Origin of the sequence: Kitasatospora albolonga, from assembly GCF_039535905.1 — a bacterium.
GTDB lineage: Bacteria > Actinomycetota > Actinomycetes > Streptomycetales > Streptomycetaceae > Kitasatospora > Kitasatospora albolonga.
The window spans coordinates 1-11964 of record NZ_BAAAYB010000106.1; the positions used below are offsets into that span (position 1 = coordinate 1).

General features: G+C 70.7%; 12 protein-coding genes and 5 pseudogenes. 10 read left to right on the forward strand and 7 right to left on the reverse strand.

What is annotated here, in order from left to right; all coding sequences use genetic code 11:
- Positions 1–668: pseudogene (locus tag ABD946_RS26975) on the forward strand (hypothetical protein); the annotation flags it as partial.
- Between the two features lie 60 nt (positions 669–728).
- Here ABD946_RS26975 and ABD946_RS26980 read toward each other — a convergent pair.
- Together ABD946_RS26980 and ABD946_RS26985 are read right to left on the reverse strand one after the other, a co-directional pair.
- On the reverse strand, positions 729–1451 hold the full coding sequence (locus ABD946_RS26980; RefSeq protein WP_345287884.1) for a glutaminase: 723 nt from the start codon (positions 1449–1451) through the stop codon (positions 729–731).
- Positions 1452–1524: 73 nt separating this feature from the next.
- Positions 1525–2019: pseudogene (locus ABD946_RS26985) on the reverse strand (glutaminase); the annotation flags it as partial.
- A gap of 353 nt (positions 2020–2372) precedes the next feature.
- Between ABD946_RS26985 and ABD946_RS26990 the strand changes: the two are divergent.
- Complete coding sequence (locus tag ABD946_RS26990; RefSeq protein ID WP_345287886.1) at positions 2373–3131, forward strand: SDR family oxidoreductase; 759 nt, start codon at positions 2373–2375, stop codon at positions 3129–3131.
- Between the two features lie 860 nt (positions 3132–3991).
- Here ABD946_RS26990 and ABD946_RS26995 read toward each other — a convergent pair.
- Complete coding sequence (locus ABD946_RS26995; RefSeq protein WP_345287888.1) at positions 3992–4276, reverse strand: hypothetical protein; 285 nt, start codon at positions 4274–4276, stop codon at positions 3992–3994.
- A 215-nt stretch (positions 4277–4491) separates the two neighbouring features.
- Between ABD946_RS26995 and ABD946_RS27000 the strand changes: the two genes are divergently transcribed.
- From ABD946_RS27000 to ABD946_RS27025, 6 genes and pseudogenes are all read left to right on the forward strand, one after another.
- Positions 4492–4791, forward strand: a complete 300-nt coding sequence (locus ABD946_RS27000; protein ID WP_425558707.1) for a transposase — start codon at positions 4492–4494, stop codon at positions 4789–4791.
- Entirely contained in the window at positions 4788–5051 is a 264-nt protein-coding gene (locus tag ABD946_RS27005) for a hypothetical protein (RefSeq protein ID WP_345287890.1), read from the forward strand. The genes ABD946_RS27000 and ABD946_RS27005 overlap by 4 nt, the downstream gene beginning before the upstream one ends.
- Positions 5021–5659: pseudogene (locus ABD946_RS27010) on the forward strand (IS3 family transposase); the annotation flags it as partial. The gene ABD946_RS27005 and the pseudogene ABD946_RS27010, both read left to right, overlap by 31 nt.
- Before the next feature lie 67 nt (positions 5660–5726).
- A complete protein-coding gene (locus tag ABD946_RS27015; RefSeq protein WP_425558711.1) occupies positions 5727–5894 on the forward strand; it encodes an HNH endonuclease in 168 nt (55 codons plus the stop codon).
- A 71-nt stretch (positions 5895–5965) separates the two neighbouring features.
- A pseudogene (locus tag ABD946_RS27020) lies at positions 5966–6672 on the forward strand (IS5 family transposase); the annotation flags it as partial.
- A gap of 297 nt (positions 6673–6969) precedes the next feature.
- A complete protein-coding gene (locus ABD946_RS27025; protein WP_345287892.1) occupies positions 6970–7476 on the forward strand; it encodes a fascin domain-containing protein in 507 nt (168 codons plus the stop codon).
- Positions 7477–7565: 89 nt separating this feature from the next.
- Here ABD946_RS27025 and ABD946_RS27030 read toward each other — a convergent pair whose 3' ends face one another.
- From ABD946_RS27030 to ABD946_RS27045, 4 genes and pseudogenes are all read right to left on the reverse strand, one after another.
- On the reverse strand, positions 7566–7721 hold the full coding sequence (locus tag ABD946_RS27030) for a hypothetical protein (protein WP_345287893.1): 156 nt from the start codon (positions 7719–7721) through the stop codon (positions 7566–7568).
- 267 nt (positions 7722–7988) lie between these two features.
- Positions 7989–8627, reverse strand: a pseudogene (locus ABD946_RS27035) (IS3 family transposase); the annotation flags it as partial.
- Positions 8597–8860 carry a hypothetical protein gene (locus tag ABD946_RS27040; RefSeq protein ID WP_345287890.1) on the reverse strand — a complete coding sequence of 88 codons (264 nt, stop codon included), beginning with the start codon at positions 8858–8860 and terminating at the stop codon, positions 8597–8599. The pseudogene ABD946_RS27035 and the gene ABD946_RS27040, both read right to left, overlap by 31 nt.
- Positions 8857–9156, reverse strand: coding sequence for a transposase (locus ABD946_RS27045; protein ID WP_425558707.1), 300 nt, complete (start codon positions 9154–9156; stop codon positions 8857–8859). The genes ABD946_RS27040 and ABD946_RS27045 overlap by 4 nt, the downstream gene beginning before the upstream one ends.
- Before the next feature lie 131 nt (positions 9157–9287).
- Between ABD946_RS27045 and ABD946_RS27050 the strand changes: the two genes are divergently transcribed.
- Complete coding sequence (locus tag ABD946_RS27050; RefSeq protein WP_345287894.1) at positions 9288–10148, forward strand: DUF1304 domain-containing protein; 861 nt, start codon at positions 9288–9290, stop codon at positions 10146–10148.
- Between the two features lie 272 nt (positions 10149–10420).
- Positions 10421–11950 (forward strand): non-reducing end alpha-L-arabinofuranosidase family hydrolase, encoded by a 1530-nt coding sequence (locus ABD946_RS27055; protein ID WP_345287895.1) that lies wholly within the window; start codon positions 10421–10423, stop codon positions 11948–11950.
- Positions 11951–11964 lie beyond the last annotated feature (14 nt).

The following is an 11964-nucleotide window of genomic DNA, read 5'->3' on the forward strand; positions in this document are numbered from 1 at the left end:
TCGGCGCCGCCGCCCTGCTCGCCTGCGACCTCCTGTGGGGCACCGCGACCCTGCCCTCCGTCCTGACCCGGCTGGCCCGCACCCTGGGCACCGAGGTGCCGTTCGGACTGCACGGCGGCGCGGCGCTGGCCACCGGCCGGGGAGACCGGCTGGTGCCGGTCGCGGTGGGCACGGACACCCACTGGGTGCTGGCTCCGGCGGACCGCCCGCTTCGCTCCCCCGAGGTGTTCCGCCGCTGGGACGAGCTCCGGGCAGCCGGGAAGGTCCGGCCACCACGCGGCTCCGAGGGGAGTCCGGACCGTGCCGACGACAGGCTGCTCGCCGCCCTGCAGCGGGGCGACGTCAAGGCACTGGCCCGTCGCCTCACCAACGACCTGCAGCCGGCCGCCCTCTCCCTCCTCCCCCTGCTACGGCGGACCCTGGACGCCGGCCTGGAGGCCGGGGCACTGGCGGCGCTGGTGTGCGGAGCCGGTTCGACCTGCGTCTTCCTGGCACCCGGGGCCGGGGAGGCACTGGCCGTCGCGGCCCGGCTGAGGGCCTCCGGCCTGCGCACGTCCGTGGCCAGCGGGCCCGCCTACGCAATCACCACGGAACCGGCCTCCTGCGGGGCGGCCTGCAGGGCCGATCGGTTGACGGGTCGTCACATCGGTTGTGGTGCACCGTCCTGAACCACCGGCCGCCTCCCGCTCTCCGCGTCCCGCACCCGCACCCGCACTGCCGACGCACCGTCAGCCCGCGTCCTCCAGGAGCCGGTCCTCGCACCAGGCCACCGCCTCGTCGCGCGTGGCCGTCCATCGGCCGGGAGGGCCGTCGACCTGGTCCAGGAACGGTTGCTGGACGGCGACGGCGACCCGCAGACCGCGTCGTTCGAGGTCCTTCAAGGTCCCCTCGACCATGGTCGCGGGGCCCGCCCCGACGGCGGTGACCGCCGTGAGGTCGAGCACGATCGCGCCGGGAGCGGCCTCGGCGGCCCGCTCCACCGCTGCCAGCAGTTGCTCGGTCTCGGTGAACTCCAGGTCTCCCTGGGCGCCGATCACCACGATGGGCCGCGCGTCCAGGACGGCGGTCCGCGCGGGATCGTGTTCACGGCCGGAGCGCGCCGCGCGCACCGTGTCGGTCACGGTGGCGGTCATGTGCACCGGGACGTGCATGAGGTGCAGCGCGTACCGCGAGGACATCTCGGTCAGCGCCGCCACGCCCCGGACGGAGTTGCCCTCCGCGTCCAGCGGCGGACTGTAGACGGCGACGCCGAAGCGGCCCGGGCTGCACGCGATCAGCCCGCCCGCCACACCGCTCTTGGCCGGCAGCCCGACGTTCAACAGCCACTCCCCGGCACCGTCGTACATTCCGCAGGTGGCCATCACGGCCAGCGTCCGGGTCGCCACCAGCTGGCTGACGACCCGTTCGCCGGTGACGGGGTTGAGCCCCCCGGTGGCCAGCGTCGCGGCCATCACCGCGAGGTTCGGCCGCGGTGACCCGGACGGCGCACTGGCGGAAGTAGGTGTCGGTCACCGCGTACGGGTCGTCCACCAGTGATCCGGCCGCCCGCATCAGGTAGGCGAGCGCGCGGTTGCGGTCACCGCTGGCGGACTCGGAGGCGTACACCTCCTCGTCGTGGTCCAGGCGGCGGCCCGCGAACGCCGACAGCCGGTCCAGGATCCGGGCCGACCGGGCTCCGGGGTCGGCCGCCCGCACCAGGGCGGTGGTGGCGATCGCGCCGGCGTTGACCATCGGGTTGGCCGGCCGCCCGGTGTGCGGCTCCAGGCTGATCGCGTTGAACGCCTCGCCGCTGGGCTCGGCACCGACCCGCCGGAGCATCTCCTCCGGGCCCAGGTCGGAGAGCGCCAGCGCGTAGACGAAGGGCTTGGAGACCGACTGGATGGTGAAGGGCGTGTCGGCCTTCCCCACCTTGTAGCGACGGCCGGCCATGCTGGTGATCGCGATCCCGAAGTCGTCCGGGTCCGCCTTGGCCAGCTGCGGGATGTAGGAGGCGACCTCGCCGCCCTTCAGGGCGCTCACCGCCCCAGGAGTTCACCGAGGGACTCGGTCACCGGATCCACCGCAGGGCCCTGCCTCTCGCCGTCGCTCCACTCCCCGGGTGCGCCGGGCGTGCCCTCCGACCGTAGGCAGCGCCGGCCACCCGTCACCGCCGGAACGGGGCGGACGGGTGACCACCCCGCCGACCGGCGGGGGCCGGAGGCCGGACGGGCCCGCCGGGCCCGCAGTTCGGCGGGGGTCCGGCGGGACCTTGGTCCTGTTTCCGGAGCCGATCCGCGCATGGACATTCCGGACAATCCAGCCCATATGTGACGATCAACACCGCAGGCGTCCGGGGGCACTCCCCGACACCCGACAGCGGAGGAACGAGCATCATGAGCGACAACAAGAGCCTTGCCGGCAAGGTCGTCCTGGTCGGCGCGGGCGCGAAGAACCTCGGCGGACTGATCAGCCGGACGGTGGGGGCCGACGGGGCGAAGGTGGGAGTGCACTTCCACTCGGACGCGGCCAAGGCCGACGCGGAGGCCACCGTCGAGGCAGTGGAGCGGGCCGGGGGTGAAGCCCTCGCGGTGCAGGCCGACCTGTCCGACGTGGCCGAGGTGGAGCGGGTGTTCGCCGTGGTGAAGGAGAGGTTCGGCGGGATCGACGTAGCGGTGAACACCGCCGGCATGGTCCTGCGCAAGCCGATTGTGGACACCACCGAGGCGGAGTACGACCGGATGTCGGACGTCAACGCCAAGGCGGCCTACTTCTTCATCCGCGAGGCCGGCCGACAGCTCAACGACGGCGGCAGGCTGATCACCATCGTCACCTCCCTACTGGCCGCCTTCACCGACGGGTACTCCACCTACGCCGGGCTCAAGGCACCGGTGGAGCACTTCACCAGGGCGGCCGCGAAGGAGTTCGCGGCACGAGGGATCTCGGTGAACAACATCGCGCCCGGGCCGATGGACACCCCGTTCTTCTACGGACAGGAGACTCCCGAGCGGGTCGCCTTCCACAAGTCCCAGGCCCTCGGCAACGAACTCACGAAGATCGAGGACATCGTCCCCATCGTCACCTTCCTCGCCACCGAGGGCGGGTGGATCACCGGACAGACCCTGTTCGCGAACGGTGGGTACACCACCCGCTGACCGCGGCGGCCTTCGCCAGGTGGCCGCTCCGGACCGTCCCGGAGCGGCCACCGCACTGCCGGCGACACGGCCGTGGGCGTCCCGCCACGGTGGAACCGACGCCCGCCGCCCGGAGGTCTCCTCGTGGCCGGGGTCCCCACCCCCGGTGTTCTCGGACTTGCCCCGCGACCCCGGCCCCGGTCCTCAGACAGCGACTCCGGCGCACGACGTCCTCGGCTCCACCTTCTCGGTGGAGCTGTCGGCCATTGCCGGTGCGGCGGTCGCCTTCGCCCTGGGCGGAGCGATGCTCGGCGCGGTCACCTACGGCCTGGCCCGCCGACTGCGACAATCAGCATGTCCCCCTGGAGCTGACCCGCCGTCGGATTCTGCCCGCCATCTCCCGACGAGGCGAGCCCGACATCCGCGGCCTCGGCAAGCTCCGCTACGTCACCGAGCAGACCTCACCCCTGCTCCACCCCGAAATCCGATTCAACAGCGCACCGGATTCAACGGAAGGAGCCTGGCGCCGCACCGATGCGCCACCCGAGCTCTGCCATCGTCTACTCCTAGGTGCACCTTGGGAGCTCGCACCCGTTCCACCGACTCAGGCATGCCCTGGGCCCAGCAAGGAGACATGACATGGCCGAGCGCCGCACTGGCACGAGGAAGCCGAAAGACATGACGTGCCCCCGGTGCAACTCAGCCGTCGAGCCCGACCACGCCGGCACCGTCACCGACGCGGACGGCCGACGGTTGGAATCGTGGACCCCTGGACGATGCACGAACCCGCAATGCGCAGAGGCACGTTGACCGGCGGGTGAGCCCGAACGCCCACGGCCTCGGCCCCAGGCCATGACGACGACAGTCACTTGCGGATTCGGTCAGTCCAGCTCTTCGACACGCCGGCGGACAGTGCGGACGATCGGGTTGACCTCGGGCAAGGGCGCGATCTGAAGGAGCATCGCCAACAGCGGACGGCCCACGTCGGCGGCACTCGCGTCGGGCACGTGCTTCCAGGCTGCTGCGGCCTGCCGAGCGGCGAAGCGTGCCTGGGGACTGTCAGAGCCCTCCGTTCCTGCCCGGGCGAGGGCCACCGAGGTCCACCGCGCCACCGCCAGGCTGTGGCCACCGGACAGCCAGGCGAGGTCCGCGAGCAGTGCGTCCACCTGTAGCGTGCTCGGGTGATCCGGGCCGACGGCGGCGGCGAGGTCGGCCCGGAGACTGTGGGCCCGCCCGGTGGACGTCCTCAAGACGCCGAAGGTGCGCGGCGTCGGTCGCACAGCCGTCGGCTGCGCCGGGCCGGGCTGGGCTTGATCCGCTTTGACGGACACCCCTGATCAGGGGCCTTGATCCCGGAGGGATGATGTCCGTCATGGGGAGCATGGGGAAGAAGAAGCCGCGTCCTCGCCGCTCGTTCACGCCGGAGTTCAAGGCTGAGATCGTCGGGCTGTGCCGGCAAGGCGACCGCTCGGTCGGCCAGGTGGCGAAGGACTTCGACCTGACCGAGACCGCGGTGCGGGCCTGGGTGAACCAGGCTCAGACCGACGCCGGCGAACGCGACGGCCTGACCAGCGACGAGCGCGAGGAACTGGCCCGGTTGCGGCGGGAGAACCGGCGCCTGCGCGAGGACGTCGACATTCTCCGTCGTGCAACGGCTTTCTTCGCGAAGGAGACCCGGTGACGGTGCACCCGTTCATCGAGGCGGAGAAGCGGGCAGGCCGCAACGTCAAACGGGCGTGCGAGCTGTTGAAGGTCTCCCGAGCCGCCTTCTACGCCCGCCGCACCGCAACTCCCGGTCCCCGCAAGGTCCGTGACGCCGAACTCACCGAGAGGATCACCGAGGTTCCGGGGAATCGCGCGGCAGCTACGGCGCCCCGCGCGTCCACGCCGTATTCCAGCGCCAAGGTGAGCGGTGCGGCCGGCGCCGCATCGCGCGCCTGATGCGCCAGGCCGGCCTGGCAGGGCTGCACCGACGGCGGCGGCAGCGCACCACCGTCCCCGGCCCGCACGCCGCCGCCCGGCCCGACCTGGTCCTGCGGGACTTCGAACCCAACCCGTGGGCCACCGACACACGTTGGTGCGGCGACATCACCTACATCCCGACCGAGGAGGGCTGGCTCTACCTGGCCACCGTCATCGACATCGCCTCCCGCCGCGTGGTCGGCTGGGCCACCGCCGACCACCTGCGGACCGAACTCGTCGCCGATGCCCTGCGCACCGCCTGCCACCAGCGTCGGCCCGCCGGACACGTGATCTTCCACTCCGATCGCGGCTGCCAGTACACCAGTAGCGAATTCGCCGGCTTGGCAAGCGAGTTCGGCATCCGCCTGTCCGTGGGTCGTACCGGGCAGTGCTGGGACAACGCCCTCGCCGAGTCCTTCTTCGCCACCCTCAAACGGGAGTTGACCGACCACCGGACCTGGCCCAGCCGGGCAGCGGCCCACTCCGCGATCTTCGAGTGGATCGAAAGCTGGTACAACATACACAGGCTGCACAGCAGCCTCGGCTACCGCAGCCCCGCCGAGTACGAGACCGTCCTCGCAGCCTGACCACCACACCGCAGGTGTCCGTCAAAGCGGAGCAAGCTCAGTCCACCATATCCGCAGGCTCGCAGACCTGAACAAGCCGGGTCGGCCTACCCGTCCAGTGTGGGCGCTGATTATGGCGTCGCGCAGGCGAAAGACCCTGGTGGTCTGCCAAGCATGTCACAACGGAATCCACGCAGGACGGGCTCCCTCGTCCACTCGAAAAGCGTCACTGGAGAGCGGTGTGCTGGGAAACTAGCCCGCACCGTTCGGGAAGGGGCCGTCGGAAAAGGACTCGCGCCACGAGCACCTCGCCGGCGGCCTACTTCACACCGGCAGTGGTGCGCGGACGGCACCTGGGACCGGATCCTCCAGTCGGTCCAGGCCGACGCCGACGCTCAGGGCCGCGTGGACTGGAGCCTGGTGGGCGTGGATTCGACCTCGTGCCGCGCCCATCAGCACGCCGCCGGGGCGCCCCACCGGGAACCGCGGATCCCGAAAAAAGATCAACGCCCCGGCAGCACCGCCCCGACGAGGGTCTCGGACGCTCCCGGGGCGGGCTGACAACGAAGATCCACCTGGCCGGCGAAGGCGGACGCCGCCCCCTGTCCCTGCTGGTGACACCGGGTCAGTGGGGCGACGCACCGCGGCTCGTCGCCGTCCTGGAGCGCATCCGCGTCCCACGGCCGGGCGGCGGGCGTCCACGCACGCGGCCCGACCACGTCAGCGGGGACAAGGCCTACAGTTCCCGCCGCAACCGCACCTACCTGCGCAGACGCCACATCAAGCACACCATCGCCGAACCCCGGGACCAGCGGGCGAACCGCCGGCGCCGCGGCAGCAAAGGAGGCCGGCCACCCGTCTTCGACGCGGACACCTACCGGCGCCGGAACGAAGTCGAGCGCACCATCAACCGCCTCAAGACCTTCCGCGCCGTCGCCACCCGCTACGACAAACGGGCCTACGTCTTCCACGGGACCGTCACCGTCGCCTCGATCCGCCTATGGACCAGACCCGATCCGCCGGACAGAACCTAGGCGGATATGGCAGTCAACTGCCTTTACTGGTGGGGTGGTTGGGGATCGTGGCTGGTTCCGGCTGCTCGTCCCGCAGGCACCGTCGACAGCGGCGGGTGACCGCGCTGATGCTACGTGTCGCTGTCATATGCGGGACTGCGGCGGACCCGGCCGGCGCCCCGTGAGCCCTGCCGCCCGTGGGCGGCGCCGTGCCGGAGCCGGTGTCCGGAGCGGCCCCGGCAGCGTGCGCCACCAGGGACCCCTGGGCGGCGACCCGACCGCGTCCGCGGCACATGCGGGCAGAAGGAGACATCCCTCATGGCACTGTCAGCAGCCGACCTGACCAAGCTCGGTGGCAAGCCGATCGGCATCCAGTCGACGTTCTTCCACAACGTCTTCCTGCGGCTGGACGGCGCGGGCGTGAGCACCGCGACGGACAACGGTGGCGGCAAGGTCAACTGCCAGTACGGGCCCGGTCCGCTGACGGCCTTCAAGGTCCACGCCAACGCGGACGGCTCGTTCTCCTTCGAGTCGGCGGTGTCCGCGAACGTGTTCCTGCGCATGGACGGCAACGGCGTCCCCTCCACCATGGCCGGTGGCGGCACGGTCAACTGTCAGTTCGGGCTGGGCCCGTGGGAGAAGTTCCTCCTGATCGCCCAGCCCGACGGGTCCTTCTCCCTCGCCTCCCAGGCCTTCCCCGGCATCTGCCTGCGCCTGGTGACCGGCAGCGGCGTCACCGCCGAGACCGGCCCGGGCGGCACCGTGAACTGCCAGACCAACGCCATCGGCGGCGAGCACGAGAAGTTCTGGCTCGACGTCGCCTGACCGATGCCTGCGGGCACCCGGAGCCCTTCGGGTGCCCGCACCCGACGCCGGCGCACGACGCGAGGCCGGGTCCGCGGCGCCGGGCTGGGTCAGACGGTGGCGAAGGACAGGTAGACGCTGCTGCGGTCGTGCCAGGAGTAGCCGGGCTCGATGACGGCGGTGGCGTAGCCCTGGCAGGTGGTGTTCTTGAACAGGCGGATGCGGCGGGCGGTGCGGTTGTCGCCTCCGACGGCGCCGTCACTCATCGGGTAGCAGGTGTAGCTCCGACCCGGCGCCGGACGCGATGGCAACTCCGTCCGGGGCGTGGCGAGGCTGGCTGGGCCGGGCGCGGCGTTTGCTTGCCAGGGCGTGGCGCGTCGAATGTGCTGGGAGCGCAGCGCGGGACAGGAGGCCGGCCACCGACGTGCGTGTGCGTCGTAGTGTCTGGCCTGGAAGCTCCGGGCAGGATTGCTGTTGCCCCGGACAGTCGGTGTGAGCTTGCTCCGCTTTGACGGACACCTGCGGTGTGGTGGTCAGGCTGCGAGGACGGTCTCGTACTCGGCGGGGCTGCGGTAGCCGAGGCTGCTGTGCAGCCTGTGTATGTTGTACCAGCTTTCGATCCACTCGAAGATCGCGGAGTGGGCCGCTGCCCGGCTGGGCCAGGTCCGGTGGTCGGTCAACTCCCGTTTGAGGGTGGCGAAGAAGGACTCGGCGAGGGCGTTGTCCCAGCACTGCCCGGTACGACCCACGGACAGGCGGATGCCGAACTCGCTTGCCAAGCCGGCGAATTCGCTACTGGTGTACTGGCAGCCGCGATCGGAGTGGAAGATCACGTGTCCGGCGGGCCGACGCTGGTGGCAGGCGGTGCGCAGGGCATCGGCGACGAGTTCGGTCCGCAGGTGGTCGGCGGTGGCCCAGCCGACCACGCGGCGGGAGGCGATGTCGATGACGGTGGCCAGGTAGAGCCAGCCCTCCTCGGTCGGGATGTAGGTGATGTCGCCGCACCAACGTGTGTCGGTGGCCCACGGGTTGGGTTCGAAGTCCCGCAGGACCAGGTCGGGCCGGGCGGCGGCGTGCGGGCCGGGGACGGTGGTGCGCTGCCGCCGCCGTCGGTGCAGCCCTGCCAGGCCGGCCTGGCGCATCAGGCGCGCGATGCGGCGCCGGCCGCACCGCTCACCTTGGCGCTGGAATACGGCGTGGACGCGCGGGGCGCCGTAGCTGCCGCGCGATTCCCCGGAACCTCGGTGATCCTCTCGGTGAGTTCGGCGTCACGGACCTTGCGGGGACCGGGAGTTGCGGTGCGGCGGGCGTAGAAGGCGGCTCGGGAGACCTTCAACAGCTCGCACGCCCGTTTGACGTTGCGGCCTGCCCGCTTCTCCGCCTCGATGAACGGGTGCACCGTCACCGGGTCTCCTTCGCGAAGAAAGCCGTTGCACGACGGAGAATGTCGACGTCCTCGCGCAGGCGCCGGTTCTCCCGCCGCAACCGGGCCAGTTCCTCGCGCTCGTCGCTGGTCAGGCCGTCGCGTTCGCCGGCGTCGGTCTGAGCCTGGTTCACCCAGGCCCGCACCGCGGTCTCGGTCAGGTCGAAGTCCTTCGCCACCTGGCCGACCGAGCGGTCGCCTTGCCGGCACAGCCCGACGATCTCAGCCTTGAACTCCGGCGTGAACGAGCGGCGAGGACGCGGCTTCTTCTTCCCCATGCTCCCCATGACGGACATCATCCCTCCGGGATCAAGGCCCCTGATCAGGGGTGTCCGTCAAAGCGGATCAAGCCCAGTGCGGGCCTTGGCCATGTCGATCATCACCACCGTCGCGGTCCTTCATCGCCGCCGTGCACGCCTGCACCATGGTCCTGGAGATGTTCCTGTGGGCCGGCGCGGAAGCCCGAGCGGCCTTCGGGACCACCGAGGAATTCGCCGCCGCGACGAAGACGCCCGCCGCCAATCAGGGGCTGTACGACGGCTTCCTCGCCGCGGGCCTGGTGTGGAGTGCCGTCGCGTCCGACCCAGGGGGTTTCCAGGCGGAGGTGTTCTTCCTGATGCGTGTGGCCGTGGTCGGCGCGTACGGTGCCGCCACGGCCAGCCGGAAGGTCATCTTCGTCTGGACCCTTCCGGCTCTGGCCGCGCTGGCACAGGTGCTGGCGGCCCACCGAGCGCACTGGCCGCGCGCGGACCCGGCCGGGCCGTCAGGTCTCCCTGTACAGCGGGTGTCCGACGTTCGTCCGGCTCACCCCGAGCTTCCGGAGGACCTGCGCCGCGTACCGCTCGACGGTGCGCGGCGACAGCACCTGGGCCCGGGCGATCTCCTGGTTGGTCGCACCCGCAGGCGAGGAGTTTCGGCCACCTGGCGTTCGCGGGGCGAGAGTTCACTGCGGCGGCCGCGCCCGACCGGGTGGCCGAGTCGGTGCACCGGGCGGCCTCGAACGGACGGCCGATCCGCTGCCAAGCCGCTGCGGCGAGTCCGAACTGCGTGGCCCCGGCGGCGGGGTCGTCCCGCTCCGCCGGTAGACCGCGTCTTCACCGGCCCCGACGATTTCAACACCCAGCTGACGGCCTGGCTGCAGATCGCCAACCGGCGCCGATACCGCTCCACCGACGCCCGGCCGATCGACCGCTGGGAGGCGGACCGCGCGGCGATACTCACCGTCCCGCCAGTCGTCGCCGAGGTCAGCTGGCGGCCCGGGGAGAGCTGACGGTCTGTTAGCGCTCTCAAACCGAACGGCCGGCCGGGCCCTCCGACCCGGTCGCCCACTCCGCTACGCCGCCGCCGATCCGCGCCTGAACTTCCCATACGGTCAAGCATCTTGGCAGGTGGTCAGGTGCAGACGGATTCCTGCGCGAGGTCTTGACAGCCCCAGCAGGCCCTGATTACCTCCCTGCCACACGCCGGAAATTCACCGTTCAAGTTGTTAGCGTTAACAATAACCTCTCCGGCGCTCCCCACCCCACCCGTAGGAGAGTGCACATGAACGCACGTGGTTGGCGCTCGCGCCTGGCCGCCGTGCTCTCGGTGGTCTTCCTGGCCGGCTTCCTGGTCTCGGTCAACACCACCACCGCCGCGGCCGCCACGGTCGACACCGCCAAGTGGTACGTCCTGGTCAACCGCAACAGCGGCAAGGCCCTGGACGACTACAACGGCGGTACGGGCAACGGCGCTTCGGTCGTGCAGTGGACGCGCACCAACGCCTCCGTGCAGCAGTGGCGGTTCCTGGACTCCGGCAGCGGCTACTTCCGCCTGCAGAACCGCACGTCCGGCAAGGTGCTGGACAACTACAACTGGTCCTCCGCCGACGGCGCCGACGTCGTCCAGTGGTCCGACCTGAACGCGGCCAACCAGCAGTTCCGGCTGGCCGACTCCCCCGACGGCCACGTGCGCCTGATCAACAAGCACAGCAGCAAGGCCCTGGAGGTGCAGGGTGCCTCCACCGCCGACGGCGGCAAGGTGGTCCAGTACGCCGACTGGGGCGGGACCAACCAGCAGTGGCAGCTCGTCCCGGTCGGCGACGTCGGCGGCGGCGGCAGCGGCGGCGGCTCGCTGCCGTCCACCTTCCGATGGAGCTCCAGCGGTGTACTGGCCGGGCCGAAGCCCGACTCCGCACACCCGGACATCGCGGCGATCAAGGACTTCTCGGTGATCCGCCACAACGACAAGTGGATCGTCTACGCGACCACCGCCAGCGGCACCGCGGGCTGGAACCTGGAGCAGTTCACCTTCTCCGACTGGTCCCAGGCCGCCGCCGCGACCCCGACCTACCTGGACACCGGCTCCGGCATCGGCAAGGGCTACCGGGCCGCGCCGCAGGTCTTCTACTTCGCGCCGCAGAACCTCTGGTACATGGTCTTCCAGACCGGGCCGCCGTCCTACTCGACCAGCACCGACCCGAGCAACCCGGCGCTGTGGACCGCGCCGAAGACCTTCATCTCCACCGAGCCCGCGATCGTGACCCAGAACAAGGGCAACGGCACCTGGATCGACTTCTGGACGATCTGTGACGCCGCCAACTGCTTCCTGTTCTTCGCCGACGACAACGGCCACATGTACCGGGCCCAGACCACCCTGGCGAACTTCCCGAACGGCTACGGCAACACCCAGATGATCATGTCCGACACCCCCAACAACCTGTTCGAGGCGTCCAACGTCTACAAGGTCCAGGGCAAGGACGAGTACCTGATGGTGGTCGAGGCGATCGGCAGCACCGGCCGCCGCTACTTCCGCTCCTGGACGGCCCCGAGCCTCACCGGTACCTGGACCCCGCTGGCCGCCACCGAGGGCGAGCCGTTCGCCGGCCGGAACAACGTCACCTTCTCCGGCACCGCCTGGACCCAGGACTTCAGCCACGGCGAGCTGGTCCGCTCGGGCAACGACCAAACCCTGCCGATCAACCCCTGCAAGCTGCAGTACGTCTACCAGGGCCTCGACCCGAGCGCCTCCGGTGACTACATCAAGCTCCCCTACCGGATGGGCCTGCTGACCCAGACCAACAGCACCTGCTGATCGCCCGTCAGCAC

Coding starts and splice junctions, on each gene's coding strand:
- ABD946_RS27055 (WP_345287895.1), top strand. CDS start 10,421: ATGAACGCACGTGGTTGGCGCTCGCGCCTGGCCGCCGTGCTCTCGGTG.
- ABD946_RS27025 (WP_345287892.1), top strand. CDS start 6,970: ATGGCACTGTCAGCAGCCGACCTGACCAAGCTCGGTGGCAAGCCGATC.
- ABD946_RS27000 (WP_425558707.1), top strand. CDS start 4,492: ATGGGGAAGAAGAAGCCGCGTCCTCGCCGCTCGTTCACGCCGGAGTTC.
- ABD946_RS27030 (WP_345287893.1), bottom strand. CDS start 7,721: ATGAGTGACGGCGCCGTCGGAGGCGACAACCGCACCGCCCGCCGCATC.
- ABD946_RS26980 (WP_345287884.1), bottom strand. CDS start 1,451: ATGGCCGCGACGCTGGCCACCGGGGGGCTCAACCCCGTCACCGGCGAA.
- ABD946_RS26990 (WP_345287886.1), top strand. CDS start 2,373: ATGAGCGACAACAAGAGCCTTGCCGGCAAGGTCGTCCTGGTCGGCGCG.
- ABD946_RS27045 (WP_425558707.1), bottom strand. CDS start 9,156: ATGGGGAAGAAGAAGCCGCGTCCTCGCCGCTCGTTCACGCCGGAGTTC.